This window comes from Limimaricola litoreus (assembly GCF_024159025.1).
Taxonomy (GTDB): domain Bacteria; phylum Pseudomonadota; class Alphaproteobacteria; order Rhodobacterales; family Rhodobacteraceae; genus Limimaricola; species Limimaricola litoreus.
This window is the reverse complement of sequence record NZ_JAMYXC010000136.1, coordinates 13,823-34,316: the sequence shown is the minus strand read 5'-3', so window position 1 is coordinate 34,316 and position 20,494 is coordinate 13,823. Positions and strand designations below refer to the sequence as shown.

Annotated in this window: 18 protein-coding genes and 1 pseudogene; 11 read left to right on the top strand and 8 right to left on the bottom strand. The window is 69.0% G+C overall.

The window, feature by feature from the left end; all coding sequences use genetic code 11:
• The coding region (locus NHG85_RS09520; RefSeq protein WP_253331806.1) for a DUF4159 domain-containing protein at positions 1 to 910 on the top strand (910 nt) is incomplete at its 5' end.
• Complete coding sequence (locus NHG85_RS09515) at positions 907 to 2,982, top strand: hypothetical protein (protein ID WP_253331804.1); 2,076 nt, start codon at positions 907 to 909, stop codon at positions 2,980 to 2,982. The genes NHG85_RS09520 and NHG85_RS09515, both read left to right, overlap by 4 nt.
• Before the next feature lie 116 nt (positions 2,983 to 3,098).
• On the opposite strand, the gene NHG85_RS09510 is transcribed toward NHG85_RS09515, so the two are convergent.
• Positions 3,099 to 3,791, bottom strand: a complete 693-nt coding sequence (locus tag NHG85_RS09510) for a DUF599 domain-containing protein (protein WP_253331802.1) — start codon at positions 3,789 to 3,791, stop codon at positions 3,099 to 3,101.
• A 102-nt stretch (positions 3,792 to 3,893) separates the two neighbouring features.
• Between NHG85_RS09510 and NHG85_RS09505 the strand changes: the two genes are divergently transcribed.
• The 5 genes from NHG85_RS09505 (at position 3,894) to NHG85_RS09485 (ending at position 9,259) form a co-directional block, all read left to right on the top strand.
• Positions 3,894 to 5,324 carry an FAD-linked oxidase C-terminal domain-containing protein gene (locus NHG85_RS09505; protein WP_253331800.1) on the top strand — a complete coding sequence of 477 codons (1,431 nt, stop codon included), beginning with the start codon at positions 3,894 to 3,896 and terminating at the stop codon, positions 5,322 to 5,324.
• Positions 5,321 to 6,430 (top strand): FAD-binding protein, encoded by a 1,110-nt coding sequence (locus NHG85_RS09500; protein WP_253331798.1) that lies wholly within the window; start codon positions 5,321 to 5,323, stop codon positions 6,428 to 6,430. The genes NHG85_RS09505 and NHG85_RS09500 overlap by 4 nt, the downstream gene beginning before the upstream one ends.
• Before the next feature lie 10 nt (positions 6,431 to 6,440).
• Positions 6,441 to 7,730: a glycolate oxidase subunit GlcF gene (gene glcF, locus NHG85_RS09495; RefSeq protein ID WP_253331796.1), complete on the top strand. Its 1,290-nt coding sequence runs from the start codon at positions 6,441 to 6,443 to the stop codon at positions 7,728 to 7,730.
• 82 nt (positions 7,731 to 7,812) lie between these two features.
• Positions 7,813 to 8,631 carry a trypsin-like serine peptidase gene (locus tag NHG85_RS09490; RefSeq protein ID WP_253331794.1) on the top strand — a complete coding sequence of 273 codons (819 nt, stop codon included), beginning with the start codon at positions 7,813 to 7,815 and terminating at the stop codon, positions 8,629 to 8,631.
• Positions 8,632 to 8,788: 157 nt separating this feature from the next.
• A complete protein-coding gene (locus tag NHG85_RS09485; protein ID WP_253331792.1) occupies positions 8,789 to 9,259 on the top strand; it encodes an Hsp20 family protein in 471 nt (156 codons plus the stop codon).
• A 67-nt stretch (positions 9,260 to 9,326) separates the two neighbouring features.
• On the opposite strand, the gene NHG85_RS09480 is transcribed toward NHG85_RS09485, so the two are convergent.
• The 3 genes and pseudogenes from NHG85_RS09480 to NHG85_RS09470 all read right to left on the bottom strand — a co-directional run.
• A complete protein-coding gene (locus tag NHG85_RS09480) occupies positions 9,327 to 9,818 on the bottom strand; it encodes a pyridoxamine 5'-phosphate oxidase family protein (RefSeq protein ID WP_253331790.1) in 492 nt (163 codons plus the stop codon).
• Positions 9,819 to 9,901: 83 nt separating this feature from the next.
• The gene (polA, locus tag NHG85_RS09475; RefSeq protein WP_253331787.1) at positions 9,902 to 12,703 is read right to left on the bottom strand and encodes a DNA polymerase I; all 2,802 of its coding nucleotides are present in this window, start codon (positions 12,701 to 12,703) and stop codon (positions 9,902 to 9,904) included.
• Between the two features lie 170 nt (positions 12,704 to 12,873).
• Positions 12,874 to 13,041, bottom strand: a pseudogene (locus NHG85_RS09470) (zinc-finger domain-containing protein); the annotation flags it as partial.
• A gap of 107 nt (positions 13,042 to 13,148) precedes the next feature.
• On the opposite strand from NHG85_RS09470, the gene NHG85_RS09465 reads away from it, so the two are divergent.
• On the top strand, positions 13,149 to 14,102 hold the full coding sequence (locus NHG85_RS09465) for an ABC transporter ATP-binding protein (protein WP_253331785.1): 954 nt from the start codon (positions 13,149 to 13,151) through the stop codon (positions 14,100 to 14,102).
• Positions 14,103 to 14,135: 33 nt separating this feature from the next.
• A complete protein-coding gene (locus NHG85_RS09460) occupies positions 14,136 to 15,143 on the top strand; it encodes a mechanosensitive ion channel family protein (RefSeq protein WP_253331783.1) in 1,008 nt (335 codons plus the stop codon).
• Between the two features lie 55 nt (positions 15,144 to 15,198).
• On the opposite strand, the gene NHG85_RS09455 is transcribed toward NHG85_RS09460, so the two are convergent.
• Together NHG85_RS09455 and NHG85_RS09450 are read right to left on the bottom strand one after the other, a co-directional pair.
• Positions 15,199 to 15,564, bottom strand: a complete 366-nt coding sequence (locus tag NHG85_RS09455; RefSeq protein ID WP_253331781.1) for an HIT domain-containing protein — start codon at positions 15,562 to 15,564, stop codon at positions 15,199 to 15,201.
• A gap of 10 nt (positions 15,565 to 15,574) precedes the next feature.
• Positions 15,575 to 17,146: a DUF5928 domain-containing protein gene (locus tag NHG85_RS09450; protein ID WP_253331779.1), complete on the bottom strand. Its 1,572-nt coding sequence runs from the start codon at positions 17,144 to 17,146 to the stop codon at positions 15,575 to 15,577.
• A 137-nt stretch (positions 17,147 to 17,283) separates the two neighbouring features.
• Between NHG85_RS09450 and NHG85_RS09445 the strand changes: the two genes are divergently transcribed.
• The gene (locus NHG85_RS09445; RefSeq protein WP_253331777.1) at positions 17,284 to 18,102 is read left to right on the top strand and encodes a sulfotransferase family protein; all 819 of its coding nucleotides are present in this window, start codon (positions 17,284 to 17,286) and stop codon (positions 18,100 to 18,102) included.
• Positions 18,103 to 18,147: 45 nt separating this feature from the next.
• Complete coding sequence (locus NHG85_RS09440) at positions 18,148 to 18,867, top strand: phosphatase PAP2 family protein (protein WP_253331775.1); 720 nt, start codon at positions 18,148 to 18,150, stop codon at positions 18,865 to 18,867.
• Here the strand turns inward: NHG85_RS09440 and NHG85_RS09435 are convergent.
• Together NHG85_RS09435 and nth are read right to left on the bottom strand one after the other, a co-directional pair.
• Complete coding sequence (locus NHG85_RS09435; RefSeq protein ID WP_253331773.1) at positions 18,864 to 19,847, bottom strand: adenosine kinase; 984 nt, start codon at positions 19,845 to 19,847, stop codon at positions 18,864 to 18,866. The two genes, NHG85_RS09440 and NHG85_RS09435, sit on opposite strands and share 4 nt — an antisense overlap.
• Entirely contained in the window at positions 19,844 to 20,488 is a 645-nt protein-coding gene (gene nth, locus NHG85_RS09430) for an endonuclease III (RefSeq protein ID WP_253331771.1), read from the bottom strand. Before nth ends, NHG85_RS09435 begins: the two co-directional genes overlap by 4 nt.
• Positions 20,489 to 20,494 lie beyond the last annotated feature (6 nt).

Here is a 20,494-nt window from a genome sequence, read left to right as displayed (position 1 = left end):
GCTTGCCGTCACGCTAATGGCGCTCGACGCGCTGGCCTCTCTCGCGGTGGGCGGGCGACTGCGCGCGGGTGCGGCGCTGCTGCTCGCGGCGTTGCTGCTGCCGCCGATGCCCGGCGCGCAGGCGCAAAGCGCCGAGCCGCCGATGTCGGCTCAGGACGAGGCCTTCGCCCAGGCCGCGACCGGGTCGGTCGTGCTGGGGCATATCCTGTCGGGCGATGCGCAGGTCGACGAGGTGGCGCGGCAGGGGCTCGAAGGCCTCGGGCGCACGCTGTGGCAGCGCACCTCGGTCGAGCCCGCAGCACCAATGGCGGTCGATCCCGAGACCGACGAGCTGGCCTTCTTCCCGCTGCTCTACTGGCCGATCACGGCGCAGACGCCGATCCCCTCGGGCGCAGCCTATGACAAGCTCAACGCCTATCTGCGCGGCGGCGGCATGATCGTCTTCGACACGCGCGACGCGGGGATCGCGGGGTTCGGGACGACCACCCCCGAGGGCCGCCGCCTGCAGGCCATCGCCCGCCCGCTCGACGTGCCGCCGCTCTCGCCCGTGCCAGAGGACCACGTGCTGACCCGCACCTTCTACCTGCTGCAGGATTTCCCCGGCCGCCATGCGGGCCGCGCCGTCTGGGTCGAGGCGGCCCCCGAGGAGGAGCCGACGCCGGGCATGCCTTTTCGCAACCTCAACGACAACGTGACGCCGGTGGTGATCGGCGGCAACGACTGGGCCTCGGCCTGGGCGATGAACCCGGTCGGCATGCCGCTCTACCCGGTCGGGCGCGGCATGGCCGGTGAACGGCAACGCGAGATGGCCTACCGCTTCGGGGTGAACCTCGTGATGCACGTGCTTACCGGCAACTACAAATCCGACCAGGTCCATGTGCCCGCCCTGCTCGAAAGGCTCGGCCAATGACCGGCACGGTGATCTTCGACCCGCTCCTGCCCTGGCCCGCGCTCTGGACGCTGGCGGCGCTGACCGCGGCGGTGGTGGCACTGGCGCTCTGGCGTCGCCTGCCGGGCTGGTGGCTGCGCGCGCTGGCCGGGATCGCGCTGCTTGCGGGGCTGGCGAACCCGGCGCTGCAGCGCGAGGAGCGCCAGCCGCTGTCGGACATCATCGTCGCCGTGGTGGACGAAAGCGCGAGCCAGGGGCTCTCCGACCGCGCCGCCCAGACCGAGGCCGCGCTCGAGGACCTTTCCGCCAAGGTCGCGGCGCGCGAGGCCACCGAGCTGCGCGTGGTGCGCCTTGGCGATGCGCCGCAGGACGGCGGCACGCAGCTCATGACCGCGCTCACCGAGGCACTGGCCGAGGAGCCCTTGGGCCGCATTGCCGGTATCGTGCTTCTGACCGATGGCCGGCTGCACGACACGGCACGCGCCCCCGCCCTGCCCGCCCCGGCGCATGTGCTGCTCACCGGGCGCGAGAGCGATTGGGACCGCCGCCTCGTGGTGCGCAACGCCCCGGCCTTCGCCATTCTGGGTGAGGAGGTGGAGCTGACGCTGCGCATCGAGGACAGCGGTGCCGCGCCCGGGGCCGCCGGCCCCGTGCCGCTGACCATCGCCGTGGACGGGGCCGAACCGATGCGCTTCGAGGTGCCGCTGGGGCGCGACATCCGCCTGCCGGTGGCGCTGCCGCATGGCGGCATGAACGTGCTGCAGTTCGCCACCCCCGAGGCGGAAGGCGAGCTGACGCCGCGCAACAACGAAAGCGTGGTGCAGATCAACGGCGTGCGCGACAGGCTGCGGGTGCTTCTGGTCTCGGGCGAGCCCTATGCGGGCGAGCGGACATGGCGCAACCTGCTGAAATCCGACCCATCGGTGGATCTCGTGCATTTCACCATCCTGCGCCCGCCCGAGAAACAGGACGGCGTGCCGGTCGAGGAGCTGTCGCTCATCGCCTTTCCGACGCGCGAGCTGTTCATCGAGAAGATCGACGAGTTCGACCTGATCGTCTTCGACCGCTACAGCCGCCGCGGCATCCTGCCGTCTGAGTATTTCGCCAATGTCGGCCGCTATGTCGAAGAGGGTGGCGCGGTGCTGGTCACCGCCGGGCCGGAATACGCGGGCGCCGAGAGCATCTACCGCAGCCCACTGGGCTTCGTGCTGCCCGGCGCGCCCAGCGCGCGGGTGGTCGAACGGGCGTTCCGGCCCGAGCTGACCGAGATCGGCACGCGCCATCCCGTCACCTCTGGCCTCGCCGATCCGTGGCTCGATGCCGAGGGCGATCCGCTCAGGCCCGACTGGGGCCGCTGGTTCCGGCAGGTGGAGATCGACCCGACCCAGAGCGCCACCATCGCCCTTACCGGCCCGGACGCCCGCCCGCTTCTGGCGCTCGACCGCGTCGGAGAGGGGCGCGTGGCGCTTCTGGCCTCCGATCAGGTCTGGCTCTGGGGCCGGGGCTACGACGGCGGTGGCCCGCAGCTCGACCTGCTGCGCCGTCTCGCGCATTGGATGATGAAGGAGCCCGAGCTTGAGGAGGAGGCGCTCTGGGCCGAGCCCTCGGGGCTGACCATGCGGATCGTGCGCCGCTCGCTTTCCGAGGAGGTGGGCCCGGTCACCGTCACCGGGCCGGAGGGCGGGGAGACGCAGGTGCCGCTCGAGGAGGTCGAGCCGGGGCGCTTCGAGGCGCTCTGGGCCGCGCCGCGCATGGGGCTCTATCGCCTGTCGGAGGGGGATCAGGAGGCGGTGATCGCGCTCGGCCCCGCCGCACCGCGCGAGTTCGAGGAGACCATCGCCAGCGGCGAGGCGCTCGAGGAGATCACCGCGCCGACCCGCGGCGGCATCAAGCGCATCGAAGACGGCCTGCCCGCCCTGCGCGAGGTGCGCGCGGGCCGCCCCGCCGCCGGGCGCGGCTGGATCGGGATGACCCCGCGCGGTGCGTATCGCACGCTCGACCTCACCGTGATCCCGCTAGTCCCCGCTTGGGCGCTGCTCTTGCTTGCGGCAGCCCTGATGCTCGGCGCCTGGCTGCGCGAGGCACGGCGCTAGGCGGAGGGGTCGGGATCTGCGTATTTGAGGAAAGATGAACACGTGGGCGCGACCCCCCTGTTCATCTTTCTGCAAATACGCGCGGGGGCCGCGCAGCGGCGGGGGCGGCAGCCCCCTCAGCTCTCTCCCAGCAGCACCGCCCTTGGGACGGAGGCGAACTCCCGGCTCCAGACCAGCCACAGCACCGCCAGCGTCGCCGCCATCAGCCCCCATGGCCCCAGGAGCCACGCCACCGCCCCCAGCGCGAAATACATCGCCCGAAGCCCGCGGTTGAAGTTCCACGCCGCGCGGATGTTGAGCTCCGCCGCCTGCATCGCCCGCGGCAACGACCGCGGATCGGCGGGATCGTTGGGCACCGCCGCCATCATCACCGAGCAATAGCCGAAGATCCGCTGCGCCCAGACGAATTTGAGGAAGGCATGGGTCAGCAGCAGCGCCACCGGCACCAGCTTGATCTGCCACAGCAGCGCCGGGAGGGTATCGCCGCCCAGCCCCTCGGCCACGCCCTGCAAGGGCTCCACATTGCCGATCAGCGCCAGCACGCCCCCCACCGCCAGCAGGCAGGTGGAGGCGAAGAACGACGTGCCCTGCCGCAGGCTCGCAACGATCTGCGCGTCGAAGATGCGCGGGTCGCGCTCCACGAAGCCGCGCATCCATTCGCGGCGGTATTCCGCCATCAGCACCGTCACCGACGGGCGCCGCCCCGGATGCTCGATTCGCCAGCCGATCCCCCAATAGACCAGCACCAGCAAGCCCAGCGCGGCGATGTCGGGAGGAGTCAGAAGAGTCAGTCGGGCCAGCGTATCCATGCGCGGTACCCTAGCCGCGCAGGCACATGCTTGCCATGGGGCGGCTTTGGTTATATTTCCTTACCAATCCGGCGCGCCGCGCGTTCGACAGGAGACGAGATCATGCAGATGCCATCCCCCGATGCCCGGATCATGGCGAAGAAGGCGCAGGTCGTCGCCCGGCTGGCGCAGGTGCTGGGCGATCGCGGCGTGATCCACGACCCCGCCGAAACCCGTGCCTATGAATGCGACGCGCTCACCGCCTATCGCTGCCCACCGCTCTGCGTGGTGCTGCCCGCCACCACCGAGGAGGTCGCGGCGGCACTGAAGGTCTGCCACGAGGAGAACGTGCCGGTGGTGCCGCGCGGCTCGGGCACATCGCTCGCCGGCGGCGCGCTGCCCACGGCCGATTCGGTGATCCTCGGGGTGTCGCGGATGAACCGGGTGCTGGAGACCGACACCGCCGACCGGATCATCAGGGTCCAGACCGGGCGCACCAATCTCAGCGTCACCGGCGCGGTCGAGGAGCTGGGCTTCTTCTACGCGCCCGACCCGTCGAGCCAGCTCGCCTGCGCCATCGCGGGTAATATCGCGATGAACTCCGGCGGGGCGCATTGCCTGAAATACGGGGTGACGACCAACAACCTGCTCGGCGTGACCATGGTGCAGATGGACGGCACGGTGGTCGAGATCGGCGGCGCGCATATGGATGCGGGCGGGCTCGACCTTCTGGGCGTGATCTGCGGCTCCGAGGGCCAGCTCGGCGTCGTCACCGAGGCCACGCTGCGCATCCTGCCCAAGCCCGAGGGCGCGCTGCCCGTCATGCTGGGCTACGACAGCGCCGAGGCGGCGGGCGCCTGCGTGGCCGACATCATCGAGGCGGGGGTGCTGCCGGTGGCGATCGAATACATGGACCGCCCCTGCATCCGCGCCTGCGAGGCCTTCGCCAAGGCGGGCTACCCCGATTGCGAGGCGCTCTTGATCGTCGAGGTCGAGGGCTCGGCCGACGAGATCAATTACCAGCTTGAGACCATCCTGAAGATCGCACGCGACCATGATCCGGTCGAAATCCGCGCGGCGCAGGATGCCGACGAGGCGGCGCGGATCTGGCTGGGCCGCAAATCGGCCTTCGGCGCGATGGGGCAGATCAACGATTACATGTGCCTCGACGGTACGATCCCGGTTTCGGCCCTGCCGGAGGTGCTCAAACGCATCGGCGAGCTGAGCGACGACTACGGCCTCGGCGTCGCCAACGTGTTCCACGCAGGCGACGGCAACATGCATCCGCTGATCCTGTTCGACGCGAACAAGGAGGGCGATCTGGAGAAATGCGAGGCGATGGGGGCCGACGTGCTGCGGCTTTGCGTCGAGGTGGGCGGCTGCCTGACCGGTGAGCACGGCGTCGGCGTCGAGAAGCGCGACCTGATGTCGGTGCAGTTCGACCCCGTCGACCTCGAGGCGCAGATGAAGGTGAAGGACGTGTTCGACCCCAAGTGGCTTCTCAACCCCGCCAAGGTCTTTCCGCTCGACGTCAGCGAAGGGCGCCGGGCATGATCCGCCCCGGCTCCGAGGCCGAGCTGGCCGAGGCCATCCGCGACGCGGACGCCCCGCTCTCGCTGCGCGGCGGCGGCACGCGCGGGCCCCTGCCCGAGGGCACGGCGATCACCACCTCCGGTCTCACCGGCATCGTGCTGCACGACCCCGCGGCGCTGACGCTGGTGGTGCGCGCGGGCACGCCCGTCGATGAGATCGACGCGGCGCTGGCGGGCGCGAACCAGTGCCTCGCCTTCGAGCCGATGGATCATCGCGCCCTTCTGGGCAGCACCGGCACGCCGACCATCGGTGGCGTGGTGGCGGCCAATGTCTCGGGCCCGCGCCGGGTGCTGGTGGGGGCCGCGCGCGATCACCTGCTCGGGCTGCGCTTCGTCGATGGCGAGGGCAGCGTGATCAAGAACGGCGGGCGGGTGATGAAGAACGTCACCGGCTACGATCTCGCCCGCCTTCTCGCGGGCAGTCGCGGCGCGCTCGGCGCGATCACCGAGGTCGCGCTCAAGGTGCTGCCCGGCACCGAGACCTGCGCCAACCTCGTGGCCCACGGCCTCGACGACGCAGCGGCGGTGCGCGCCATGTCGGCAGCACTCGGCACGCCCTACGAGGTGACGGGCGCCGCGCATGACCCCCATGCCGCGGAGGGCCCGCGCACGGTGCTTCGCATCGAGGGCTTCGCCCCGTCGGTGGCCTACCGCAGCAGGGCCCTCGTGGAGGCGCTGCGCCCACATGGCACATGGCAGATCGAGGACGACCGCGAGGCGGTGCGTGCCGAATGGCGCGGCATCCGCGACGTCGCCCCCTTCCACGGCACCACGGGCAATGTCTGGCGCGTCTCGGTCCGCCCGAGCGAGGCCGCCGATCTCGCGGCCCGCGCCGGGGCCGATCAGGTCTTCTACGACTGGGGCGGCGGGCTCGTCTGGCTACGCCTGCCCGAGGGCTGCGACCTGCGCGCCCGGCTCGGCCGCTACGACGGCCATGCCACGCTGGTGCGCGCCGCCCCCGAAACCCATGCGGCGCTGCACAGGCTGCAGCCCGAGCCGCCCGCCCTGCAGGCGCTGAGCCGCGGCCTGCGCGAGAAATTCGACCCGCGCGGCATCCTCGCCGCCTGACGGAGACCCCATGCAGACCAATTTCACGCAAGACCAGCTGCGCGACCCCAAGACCGCCGAGGCCAACGAGATCCTGCGCGCCTGCGTGCATTGCGGCTTCTGCACGGCGACCTGCCCGACCTATCAGGTGCTGGGCGACGAGCTCGACAGCCCTCGCGGCCGGATCTACCTGATCAAGGACATGCTCGAGAACGAGCGGGTGCCGGATGACAAGACGGTGACCCATCTCGACCGCTGCCTCGGCTGCCTCGCCTGCATGACCACCTGCCCCTCGGGCGTGCATTACGGCCATCTGATCGACCAGGCGCGCGGCTATATCGAGGACCATTACAAGCGCCCGCCGATGGACCGCTTCCTGCGCTGGACGCTGGCGCGCATCCTGCCCTATCCGGGCCGCTTCCGGCTGGCGCTCCTGGCGGCACGAGCGGGCAAGCCGTTCAAGGGGCTGATGCCGGACAAGCGCCTGAAGGCGATGCTCGACATGGCCCCGCCCAAGCTGCCCCCCGTCTCGCGCAATGACGACCCGCAGGTGTTCCCGGCGGTGGGCCAGCGCAGGATGCGCGTCGGCCTGTCGATCGGCTGTGCCCAGCGCGCGCTGGACACGGAGATCAACGACGCGACGATCCGGCTGCTGACCCGGCTCGGCTGCGAGGTGGTGATCCCCGAGGGCGTCGGCTGCTGCGGCGCGCTGACCGAGCACATGGGCCGCCATGACGAGGCGCGCGGCACGGCCGCCAGGCTGATCCGCTCGATGGGCTCGATCGAGGGGCTCGACGCGGTGGTGATCAACACCTCCGGCTGCGGCACCACGATGAAGGATTACGGCCACATGTTCGCGGGCCACGAGATGGAGGCCGAGGCCACCCGCATCGGCGGGCTGTGCCGCGACGTGAGCGAGATCGTGGCCGAGTTGGGCCTGCCCGAGGGGACGCGGGCCGCGCCGCTGCGCGTCGCCTACCACGCCGCCTGCTCGCTGCAGCACGGGCAGAAGCTCAAGGCCGGGCCGAAGGCGCTTTTGAAGGCCGCCGGGTTCGAGGTGTCGGAACCCGCCGACAGCCACCTGTGCTGCGGCTCGGCGGGCACCTACAACCTGATGCAGCCCGAGATCTCGGCCGAGCTGCGCACCCGCAAGGTCGAGACGCTGGAGGTTCTCAAGCCGCAGGTGATCGCCGCGGGCAACATCGGCTGCATGATGCAGATCGGCCGCGGCACCGGCGTTCCGGTGGTGCATTCGGTGCAGCTTCTCGACTGGGCGACGGGCGGACCACAACCGCCCGCGATTTCGAAACAATCCGCCTGATTGCCCTTTGAAGCCGCCTCGCGCTGGCCTAGTCTCGCGCTTGGGTCGAGCGATCCCCGCCCGGCCCGGATGCGGAGGACGAATGCAGCACGCGATCGCGGTGGCCTTGCTGGTGCTCGTGGCCCTGTCGCTGCCGGTGCGCGCGGATCGGCACGATCTCACCCTGATGGTGACCGGCGACGACGCGCGCGGCTGGGAGGCCGTGGGCCGGCTCGACCTGGGCGGGCGCGGCTTCTGCACCGGGGCACTGATCGCCACCGACCTCGTGCTCACCGCCGCGCATTGTCTTTACGACCGCGACAGCGGCGAGCGGATCGACCCCGCCGAGATCGAGTTCAAGGCCGGGATGCGCGGCGGCCGGGCGCTGGCCTACCGCGGCGTGCGCCGGGCCATGACGCCCGAGGGCTACGCCTTCGTCGGCACCGGCTCGGGAGCGGCGAGCGCCGAGGACGTGGCGCTGCTCGAACTGTCGCAGCCGATCCGCTCGGCCCGCATCACCCCCTTCGAGACGGTCGAGACCGTCGTGGCAGGCGCGCAGGTCGGCGTCGTCTCCTATGCGCACGACCGGGCCGAGGCGCCTTCGCTGCAGCAGACCTGCGACGTGCTGGGCGAGGAGAACGGTCTGCTCGTCATGGGCTGCGACGTCGATTACGGCTCCTCCGGCTCGCCGGTGTTCAGCATCAAGGACGGCGTGGCACGGATCGTCTCGGTGATCTCGGCCAAGGCCGAGATGGAGGGGCGCAACGTCGCCATCGGCGTGGCGCTCGAACATCCGCTGCCGGGGCTGCGTAGCCGCATGGCCGACCGGCCGGGGGCCTTCGGCGGGCTCTCCACCGGGCAGGTCAGGGTCGTCGGCGCGGGCCAGAGAGCCGAAACCGGCGCGCATTTCGTCCGCCCCTGACGGCATCACCGACATCGACACCGGGGGATCTTGAAACCCCGAAAATCCTCTCCCACATTGCAAGGCACGGAGCGCCACACCGGGCTCCGGACACCCGGCCTGTCCTATCGCGGGAAGGCCATCACGACGTTATCGCTTGAGACAGAGGATGACCAAAATGCGTAACTTCGATCTTGCCCCGCTCTACCGTGCCACCGTGGGTTTCGACCAGGTCGCCGACCTGATGGACCGCGTGCTCGCCGGTGAGCCCGCCCAGAACAACTACCCGCCCTACAACATCGAGAAGACCGACGAGAGCGCCTGGCGCATCTCGATCGCCGTTGCCGGCTTCGGTGCCGACGACCTCTCCGTCGAGGTCCGCGAGAACGCGCTGATCGTCACCGCGCGCAAGGCCGAGGACGACACCGAGAGCCGCACCTTCCTGCACCGCGGCATCGCCACGCGCGCCTTCGAGCGCCGCTTCCACCTTGCCGACCACGTGAAGGTCACTGGCGCGAGCCATCTCGACGGCATGCTGCACATCGACCTCGTGCGCGAGGTGCCCGAGGCGCTGAAGCCGCGCCGTATCGAGATCTCGAGCCAGAAGCCGCAGGATGCGAACCTGATCGAGGAAAAATCGGTCAACTGATCCGACCTGACCCGCAGATGAAAGGGGCGGCCCCATCGGGCCGCCCCTTTTTGCATTCCGGCCCCGATCAGAAGGTCAGGGAGTAGTTGTCGCCCACGTCGGGCTTGCGCTCCGCGAGATTGCCCTTGGCCGTCTCGTAGAGGAAGCGCGCGGCGGAGGTGGTGGAGGTCCAGACCTCGGCCGAGCGCAGGGTCAGGCACAAAAGCCGCACGTCGGGATCGCGGCGGCCGTCCTCGAACCAGCTTGCCGCGACCTTGTTCCACAGCTCGTCGAGCTTCTGCTCGTCGTGGACGAGGCTCAACGTGCCATGCGCATGGGTGTAGATGCCGTGATCGTCGCTGGTCAGCGCGAAGATCGCGTCCTGCGGGCCGGTCTCGGCACGTTCGGCCAGCTCGGTGCCGTCATGGCCGATGAACCACAGGCAGCCCTTGGCGGGGTCGGTGTAATGGGCCATCGGGATCAGCCGGTCGGTGCCCTTGAGCCCGATCAGACCGGCATGCAGGCCGTCGATCCGCTTCCAGAACATCTCGACGCGTTTCTCTTGGCTATGCTCGCTCATCTTTCGATCCAATCCTTGGACGGGCGGCCACGATGCCGCCGCCCGCTTCGGGAGTGCAACGATGCGCGCGAGGCGCGGTTCCGTCAGTGCGCCAGCGCCCAGTTCGGCCCCTGCCCGGCCTCGGCAGCAAGGTGCACGTCGAGATGCACCGCCGGATGCGCCGCCCCCTCCATCACCTCGCGCGCGATCGCGATGAGCGCCTCGGTCTCGGCCTCGTCCACCTCGAACAACAGTTCGTCGTGCACCTGCAGCAGCATCCGCGCCGAGGGCACGGCAGCGATCGCCTCGTCCATGCGGATCATCGCGCGGCGGATGATGTCGGCGGCGGTGCCCTGGATCGGCGCGTTGATCGCAGCGCGCTTGGCGAATCCCGCGCCCGGCCCCTTGGCGTTGATCTCGGGCGTGTTGATCCGCCGCCCGAACAGGGTCTGCACGAAGCCATTGGCCTTCGCGAAGGCGGTGGTCTCGTCCATGTAGGCGCGGATACCGGGGAAGCGTTCGAAGTAGCGGTCGATGAAGCCCTGCGCCTGATCGCGCGGAATGCGCAGGTTGCGCGCCAGCCCGAAGCCCGAGATGCCGTAGATCACGCCGAAATTGATCGCCTTGGCCTGTCTGCGGATCTCGGGCGTCATCTCTTCGAGCGGCACGTTGAACATCTCCGACGCGGTGGCGGCATGGATGTCCTGCCCCTCGCGGAACGCCTGCTTCAGCGCTTCGATATCGGCCATGTGGGCAAGGATGCGCAGCTCGATCTGGGAATAGTCGAGCGAGACGAGCACGCGGCCCTTCGGCGCGACGAAGGCCTCGCGGATGCGGCGGCCTTCCTCGGTGCGGATCGGGATGTTCTGCAGGTTCGGGTCGGTCGAGGCGAGGCGGCCGGTGTTGGCGCCCGCGATGGAATACGACGTGTGCACGCGCCCCGTCTCGGGGTGGATGTGCTCCTGCAGGCTGTCGGTATAGGTCGATTTCAGCTTGGAGATCTGGCGCCAGTCGAGCACGAGGCGCGGCAGCTCGTGTTCGGTGGCGAGGTCTTCGAGGATGTCGGCGCCGGTGGCATAGGCGCCGGTCTTGCCCTTCTTGCCGCCGGGCAGGGAGAGATCGTCGAACAGGATTTCACCGAGTTGCTTCGGGCTCCCGACGTTGAAGGGCCGCCCGGCCTTGGCGTGGATTTCCGCCTCCAGCCCCGCCATCTTCTGCGCGAAAGCATTGGACATGCGGCTGAGCACTTCGCGGTCGACCTCGACCCCCGCCCGCTCCATCCGCGCCAGCACCGGCACCAGCGGCCGCTCCAGCGTCTCATAGACGGTGGTGACGCGCATCTGGTGCAGCTGCGGCTTGAAGCGCTTCCACAGGCGCAGCGTGATGTCGGCGTCCTCGGCGGCGTATTTCACCGCCGCGTCGATCTCGACCTTGTCGAAGGTCACGGCCGATTTGCCGGTGCCGATCACCTGCTTGATCGGGATCGGCGCATGGCCGAGGTAGCGCTCCGACAGCGTGTCCATGCCATGCCCGTGCAGCCCCGCGTGCATCGCGTAGCTGAGCAGCATGGTGTCGTCGAAGGGGGCCACGTCGATCCCGAGACCGGCGAAGATCTTCAGATCGTATTTCATGTTCTGGCCGATCTTGAGGATCGAGGCATCCTCCAGAACCGGCCCCAGCATCTCCAGCGCCTGCGCCATGGGCATCTGCCCCTCGCAGAGCTTTTCGCCGCCGAAGAGATCGTCACCGCCCTCGACGTGGCACAGCGGGATGTAGCAGGCCCGCCCCGGCGCCAGCGCCAGCGAGATGCCCACCAGATCGGCGCGCATCTCGTCGAGGCTGGTGGTCTCGGTGTCGATCGCGACATGCCCCTGCTCGCGGATCGCGTCGATCCAGAGCTGCAGCGCCGCGGCGCTTGTCACCTTCTCATAGGCGGCATGGTCGAAGGGGGCCTCGGGCTCGGGCTCGGCGGCCTCGGGCGCGGTGCTGGCCACCTCGGGCACGGCGGGGGCCTCGCGGCCGAGCTTCTCGGCCACACGGCGCGTGATGGTGCGGAACTCCATCTCGGCGAGAAAGGCCAGAAGCGTCTCGGGCTCGGGGTCGCGGATCTCCAGATCGTCGAGCGTGAAGTCGAGCGGCGTGTTGCAATCGAGCGCCACGAGCTGCTTCGACAGCCGGATCTGCTTTTCGTGGTCGATCAGGGTCTGGCGGCGCTTGGGCTGCTTGATCTCGCCCGCGCGTTCCAGAAGCGTTTCCAGATCGCCGAACTCGTTGATCAGCAGCGCCGCCGTCTTGATGCCGATGCCCGGCGCGCCGGGCACGTTGTCGACCGAATCGCCCGCCAGCGCCTGCACATCGACGACGCGGTCGGGCCCGACGCCGAACTTCTCGAACACGCCGTCGCGGTCGATGCGGCGGTTCTTCATCGGGTCGAGCATCTCGACCCCGTCGCCGACGAGCTGCATCAGGTCCTTGTCCGAGGAGATGATCGTCACCCGCCCGCCCGCGTCGCGCGCCTGGCACGACAGGGCGGCGATGATGTCGTCGGCCTCGAAGCCCTCCTTTTCCTTGCAGGCGATGTTGAACGCCTCGGTCGCGGCGCGGGTCAGCGGGATCTGCGGGCGCAGATCCTCGGGCATGGCATCGCGGTTGGCCTTGTAGAGGTCATAAAGATCGTTGCGGAAGGTGTGGGAGCCCTTGTCGAAGATCACCGCGACATGGGTGGCGGCATCGGGTCCGGTGTTGCCGTCGATGTAGCGCTGCAGCATGTTGACGAAGCCCGAGACCGCGCCCACCGGCATGCCGTCCGACTTGCGCGTCAGCGGCGGCAGCGCGTGGTAGGCGCGGAAGATGAAGGCCGAGCCGTCGATCAGGTGCAGGTGGCACCCCTTGCCGAATTGCGTCATGCCCGCGTCCCCTCTTGCGATGTCGCGTGTCTGTCTAGCCGAAACCCGGGCGGGTTTCGGGGAAAATCTTCGATGCTGTCAGGGTGAGCCCCGCCTCAGCGGGTCTCGTTCTCCTGCCCCGAGCGGTCCTGCCCGCGGGTGATCTCGTCGAGCCCCTCGGCGCCCTTCTCCGCGAATTCGCGGTGGATGTAGCGCGCATCGCAATAGGAGCAGTCGACGAAGCCGGTGTCGTGCGGGATCATCAGCCAGACGCGCGGATGGCCAAGCCCCGCGCTGCCGCCGTCGCAGGCGATGCGCCATGTGTCGACGATCTTGGTCTCGGGCGCGGGAAGTGTCATGAGGGGCCTTGCCTTGCTAACGGGAGCGGCCGGGCATGGACCCGGCTCTGATCGGGCTACATTCTAGCCGCCCGGCCCGCAGGGACAAGACGCGAAAGGACGCATCCATGACCGACGCCGCCATCGAGATCACCGGCCTGAAAAAGACCTATGCGCCCAGCGCCAAGTCGCCCGCCAAGGTGGCGCTTGACGGCGTTGACCTGACGATCCCGGCAGGCTCGATCTTCGGGCTTCTGGGCCCCAACGGCGCGGGCAAGTCGACCATGATCAACATCATGGCCGGGCTGGTGCTGAAATCCGAAGGCCGCGTGAAGATCTGGGGCTTCGATCAGGACGTGAACCCGCGCCAGTCCCGCGCCGCCATCGGCGTGATGCCGCAGGAGCTGGTGCTCGATCCGTTCTTCACGCCGCGCGGCGCGCTCGACGTGCAGGCCGGGCTCTGGGGCGTGCCGAAATCGCAGCGCAAGACGATGGAGCTTCTCGACCTCGTGGGCCTCGCCGACAAGGCCGACGCCTATGCGCGCTCGCTTTCGGGCGGCATGCGGCGCAGGCTCCTGCTCGCCAAGGCGCTGGTGCATTCCCCCCGCGTTCTGGTGCTCGACGAGCCGACGGCCGGCGTCGACATCGAGCTTCGCAACATGCTGTGGCGCAACGTGCGCAAGCTCAACGAACAGCAAGGCACGACCATCATCCTGACGACCCATTACCTCGAAGAGGCGCAGGAGATGTGCGACGAGATCGCGATCATCGACCAGGGCCGCGTCATCACCCGCGACACCACGGCGAACCTCGTGGGCCGGGTCAGCGGCAAGACGCTGGTGGTGACCCCGGACGGCCCCGCCGCCATCCCTGCCCTGCCCGAGGGCGTCACCGTCACCGAGCGCGCGGGCGGCACGCTGGCCTTCACCTATGATGCCTCCAAGATGGGCGCGGGCGCGGTGCTCGACGCGATCCGCGCGGGCGGCATGACCTTGATGGACGTCAAGACCGAGGAGGCCGATCTCGAGGACGTGTTCCTGCAGCTCACCTCCAAGGCCGGGGAACCCGTCTCCGCCGCCTGAGGTTGCCCCTCCGCCGACCACGGAGGGACACGCATGGAAGACGAGACCGAAGCCGCCCCGCGCGAGGAGATCGACAGCCTCGCGGGCGTCGATGCCGACACCGGCAACATCTTCGAGAAGATCGACGCCTGGGCCGACGGTTTCTTCCGGCTTCTGCCCAACATCGCGGTGGCGATCGTGGTGCTCGTGCTGTTCTGGTTTCTGGCGCGCGGTGTGGCCTGGCTGGTGCGCCGCTCGGGCAAGGCGCGGGGCCGCGACAACCTCGGCAATGTCGGCGCCAGCCTGCTGCGCTGGCTGACGCTGATCATCGGCTTCATGCTCGCCGTCACCATCGTCGCCCCCTCGATCTCTCCGGGCGATCTCTTCGCGGGGCTGGGCATCGGCTCGGTCGCGATCGGCTTCGCCTTCAAGGACATCCTGCAGAACATGCTGGCGGGCATCCTGATCCTGATCCGCCAGCCCTTCGAGGTGGGCGATCAGATCGTCTCGGGCGGGCACGAGGGCACGGTCGAGCGGATCGAGACCCGCGCCACGCTCATCAAGACCTATGACGGCCGCCGCGTGGTGATCCCCAATTCGGACATCTACACCGACGCGGTGGTGGTCAACACCGCCTTCGACAAGCGCCGCTCGCAATACGACGTGTTGATCGGCTGCTCGGACGATATCGACGAGGCCTGCGCGCTGATGATCGAGACGGCGGGCAAATGCGAAGGCGTGCTCTCGGACCCCGCGCCAGAGGCGATCCCGTGGGGGATGGATGCCGACGGCAACACCATCCGCCTGCGCTGGTGGACCCAGCCCGCGCGCGCCGACGTGGTGCATGTCCGGGGCCGGGTGATCCGCGACGTCTACAACGCGCTCGACGCCAAGGGCGTCGACCTGCCCTACCCGACGCGCATGGTGCTGTTTCACGACCAGACCGAGGCGACCGACGGCGACCGCACCGCCCAGCGCGAGGGCTGGCCCGTCAAGGGCGACAGCCCCGCGCCGCGCCGGATCGAGGATGCGATCCGCAAGGGCGCCTCGAAGGAGAGCTGAGCGCTGCGCCCGCGCGCAACAGGCCGAAGGGGGCCGCCCCCTTCGGCTCCGAGGCTCAGTTGCGCTCCAGCAGCCGCCCGAGCGGCCGACCGCCAAGGATGTGCATGTGGAAATGCGGCACCTCTTGCAGCCCGTGGGCGCGGGCATTGGTGATGGCCCGGAAGCCGTCCCCGAGATCGCACTGTTCGCAGACCTTGGCGACGGCGCGGTTGAAATCGAGGATCTCGGCATCCGAGGCGTCGCGCGCGAAATGGTCGTAGCTGACGTAAGCCCCCTTGGGGATCACCAGCACATGCACCGGCGCCTGCGCCGAGATGTCCTCGAAGGCGAGGCTGTGCTCGGTCTCCAGCACGGTCTTGTTGGGGATCTCGCCGCGCAGGATCCTGGCAAAGATGTTGTCGTCGTCATACGCAAAGCGCATCGCGTCCTCCTCAGTCGTCGAACAGATGTGGCGTCTCGCCGATATCGCGGGCCAGCTCGGGGTCGACCCCGAGAAACCCCCGCAGCGCCCGGCCGTTCTCCTCGGCGCTCGCCTCTTGCGCAAGGGTGTAGTGATTGACGAAGCGCGCCTCGCGCAGCGCGCGAGTCTCGGCCTGCATCTGCTGGCGCAAGGCCGGCATCAGCAGGTCGAGCCCGGATTCGCTGCGCCCCGCAAGCTCGCTGCGGATCGCGTGTTCGCGCAGATAGGCATCATCGAGACGCGCGTCGATCTCCAGCAGCCGCACCTCGGCCCTGTCGCCCATCACGTCGCGGATCAGGTCGGTCCGCGCGGGATCGATGCAGATGATCATCCGGTCCACCCCGTGCATCTCGTAGAGCAGCCGGAGCATGGCGCGGCGATGCCGCGACCGCTTGTCCAGCCCGTGCTCCAGCCCGCCCATGGGGGGAAGCGCGGTCTCCTCCTCGTCGAAGAGGTAATCAATGCCGAGCATCCCGGTGTGGTGCTTGATCGCCCCCACCAGCCGCTTGGCGACGTGCCGCTTGTGGCCGATCACCACGAGCAGCACCCGCCCCGCCCCGAGCGAGCCGCCGACATCCCAGGCGCGCGGAGCGAAGCGCAAGCCCACCCGGCCGCGCCCGGTCAGGAAACCGTGCAGCCGCCGCCCGTCGCCGCCCGCCGGAAAATCGCGCCGGCCCGAGGCCCAAAGATCGCGCAGGCGTTCGCGCAGCCGCGCGGCACCGGGGCTGATCTTGCGCGCGAAGAGCGCGTCCTGCCCCAAGAGCAGATCGTAGTGGTCGTTGTGAAAGCTCGCGGGCATGCCGTAATCGGTGAAGGTCAGGAAGGTCGGACTGCGCGAGCGGATCTCCTCACGCGGCACGAGATGGCGCACGAGGGTCTGGAACATCGTCTCGTCGGGAATCCAGCTCCACCGGAACAGGCGGCACACGTCAGGCCGCGCGTCGAGAAAGGCCAGCACCGCCTCCACCGTAGCGCGCCTCAGGCACCACCACTGCGAGCCGATCATCGGGCGGATGTCGGCAGGCAGCGCGCGCGTGATGCCGAGCCGGCGCTGCACCGCAAGGCTGGCATAGAACAGCCACTTGCGGTCCCGCTCGTTGAGGAAATGCCAGCGCGTCAGGCGCTCCTCGTGCATGCCGGTCTTGATCCAGCCGCCATCGAAGAAATCGACGCTCTCGATCCAGTCGGCCGGGTCGGCGGCGAGCTTCTCATGGGCGTGAACGGCCGATTTGATCGCCATGCAATCGCCTGACAGCAGGTAGAAATGCGTGGCGGCACCGAACCGCGCGAGCGCCAGCCGCAGCGCCGAGATCGTCGCGGCCACGAGGCTCCACTCGCCCCAGCCGCAACGCTGCCGCCGCTCCACGAGCGCGATGCCCGGATGCCCCGCCAGCCCGCCGCGCAGGCGCAGCCAATCGGCACGCGAGGCGCGCGCGTCCATGTGCACCACCACCGCATCCCCCGAGGCGGCGAGCCCGCGCGCCTGCCGGATCACCGCGCCGGGGTCCTTGTGGCACAACAGAATGAAAGCGATGCGCGTCATATGCGTTCCCCGGGCGCCACGCGGTCAGGATCACGCGCGGTTTGCGCCTTGATAGCGCGCGAAACCGTCGCATAAACAGGTCTCCAGGGTTTTCGGGGCTCCTTGTGGCCCAAGCGCGGCAGCGGATGGGACGGCGAATGGGATTTCCGGGCACCTGGATGACCGAAAGCGAAAGCATGGTGTACCGGGTGGTGCCCAAATGCGCCTGCTCGACCATCGGCCAGATCATGTATCGCTCCGACCATGGCCGCTTCTTCGACGGCGACATCCATGATGCGCAGGAGGGGCTGCACAAATGGGCGCAGGAGCGCAGCCAGGGGCCGATCACCGACAACGTGACCGCGCGAAAGAGCCTCGTCTTCACCTGCGTGCGCAATCCCTACGGCCGCATCCTGTCCTCCTTCTTCGACAAGATCTGCGGCATCCAGCGCAACGGCCGCCGCTACCGCGGCAATCTCGTGCCCATGCTGGTGCAGAAATACGGGATCGAGGTGGGCGATCCCGAGAGCGGTTTCGAATTCGACCAGATCCGCAGCTTCCGCCGCTTCCTGCTCTTTGCCCGCGACACGATCCGGTTTCGCAAGCCGATGGACCCCGACATCCACTGGGCGGCCATGTCGGGCCATGTCTCGACGCTGATCCGCGGGGGCGGCCGCTACGACATGATCTTCGACACCGAAAATTTCGACGCCGGCATGAGCGCGGTGCTGGCGCGTGCGCCGCTGCGCCACCCGGTCGATCTCGCCGCGATGCCGCGCTTCAACGAAAGCGAGGGCCACGGGCCCAAGCGTGCGCACCCGGTCGAGGATTTCTTCGACGATCTGTCGATGCACCTCATGCGCGAAATCTATGGCCGCGATTTCGAGCTGTTCGGCTATGACATCGACGACCCCTCGCGCCGCGCCCCCCTGCGCGGGATCGATCTCGACGCGGTCCACGCCAAGCTCGGCAACTGACGCGCCTTCGGAACCCGCGCCGCATCGCTTGGTTGAGGAGCCGACATGCCTGAGACCAAAGACATCCCCGCCCGCCTGCGCCGCCGTCCCGAACTGTGGATGGTCCTGCTGTTTCTCGTCTCGCTGGCGGTGCTGGGCTTCGCCCTGCTCGCGGGCGAGGTGGTCGAGGGCGACACCATGGCCTTCGACGAGGCGATCCTGCTGGCGCTCAGGACCCCGGGCGACCTGAGCGATCCGATCGGCTCGCACTGGGTCGAGGAGATGGCACGCGACATGACGGCGCTTGGCGGCGTGGCCTGGCTGGTGCTGCTGACGGCGGGGGTGGCGGGCTACCTCGCGCTGTCGCGCCACACGCGCACCATGGTGTTCCTGCTGGTCGCGATCGGCAGCGGCACGCTGATCAGCCGTGGCGCCAAAATGCTGTTCGAGCGCGCCCGCCCCGATCTCGTGCCGCATGGCTCCTATGTCTATACCGCGAGCTTCCCCTCCGGGCACACCATGCTCTCGGCCGTGACCTACCTGACGCTGGCGGTGATGCTGTCGCGGTTGGAGCCGCGGCGGGTGATCAAGGTCTACATCATGACCTGCGCGATCATCCTCACGGGCCTCGTCGGCGCCAGCCGCGTCTATCTCGGGGTGCATTGGCCCACCGACGTGATCGCCGGCTGGACCGCAGGGGCGGGCTGGGCGGTACTGTGCCTGCTGGTGGCGCAGTGGATGCAGCGCAGGGGCCGGATCGAGCCGGCCGAGGACGCCAAGGACTAGAGCAGCCCGGCCTGCGCAAAGAGCGCCTTGAGATCGGCCTCGGGCCGCGCCCCGAAATGCGAGATCACCTCGGCGGCGGCGACGCAGCCCATGCGCCCCGCCGTCTCCAGGTCGCGCTCCGTGGCGATGCCGTAGAGGAACCCCGCGGCGAAGAGATCGCCCGCGCCGGTGGCATCGACCGGCGTCACCTTCTTCACCGGCACCACCACTCGTTCCTCGCCCCGGATCAGCACCACGTCGGCGCCCGAACGGGTGCAGACCACGAGGCGGCAGTCGGCGGCGGCGCGCGTCAGCGCCTCGTCGAGGCGGCACTGGTAGAGGCTTTCCCATTCGTGCTCGTTGCCGATGACGAAATCGAGCTCGCGCACCAGCCGCTGGAAATCGGCGCGGTGCCGGTCGGCGCAGAACGGGTCCGACAGCGCGATCCCCGCGATGCCGCCGCCCGCATGGGTCAGCGCGGTGGCGCGCTCGAAGGCCTGCTTGCCCTTGGGCTTGTCGTAGAGATAGCCCTCGAGAAACAGCAGCCCCGCCTGCCCCGCCACGGCGTCGGAGACGTCGTCGGGACCAAGCTCGGCAGAGATGCCGAGATAAGTGTTCATTGACCGCTCGCCGTCCGGGCTGACGAAGATCATAGAGCGCGAGGTCGGAAGCTCGCCGCCCTCGACCGGGGCATTGGCAAAGCGCGTGCCGCCCGCCTCCATGCTCGTGGCATAAAAGCGGCCCAGCGCATCGTCGCGTACGCGGCCGATGAAGGAGGTCTCGAGCCCCAGCGCGCCAAGCCCCGCCAGCGTGTTGGCGACCGAGCCGCCGGGCGCCTGCCGCCGCTTTTCCATGGCACCATAGAGCATCTCGCCGCGCTCGCGCTCGACCAGCTGCATGATGCCCTTCTCGATCCCCATCAGGTCAAGAAAGCTGTCATCGGCCTCGGCGAAGACGTCGACGATGGCATTGCCGATGCCGAGGATGCGAAGGGTGCTCATGCGGTCTTCTCCTCGAAGAGACAATATTCGCGGATCGGGCAGGTCGGGCATTTGGGCTTGCGCGCGACGCAGATGTAGCGCCCGTGCAGGATCAGCCAGTGATGCGCATGGCCCTGCCAGCGCGCGGGGATGTGGTCCTCGATGCCGCGCTCGACCGCATCGACATCCTTTCCCGGCGCGATGCCGGTGCGATTGCAGACGCGGAAGATATGCGTGTCCACCGCCTGCGCGGGATGCTTCCACCACATGTTGAGCACGACATTCGCCGTCTTGCGCCCCACGCCGGGAAGCGAGACCAGCGCCGCGCGCGAGGAGGGCACCTCGCCGCCGAAGCGCTCCACGAGGATCTCGCTCATGCGGATGACGTTCCTGGCCTTGTTGCGGTAAAGCCCGATCGTCCTGATGTGCTCGATCAGACCCTCCTCGCCCAGCTCCAGCATCTTTTCGGGCGTGTCGGCGATCTCGAACAGGCGCTTGGTCGCCTTGTTGACGCCGGCATCCGTGGCCTGCGCCGAAAGCGCCACGGCGACGAGCAGCGTATAGGCGTTGACGTGGTCGAGCTCGCCCTTGGGCTCCGGTTCGGCCTCGTGCAGGCGGGCAAAGATCGCGTCGATGGCGTGGTAGTCGAGCTGTCGGGTCATCGGGCC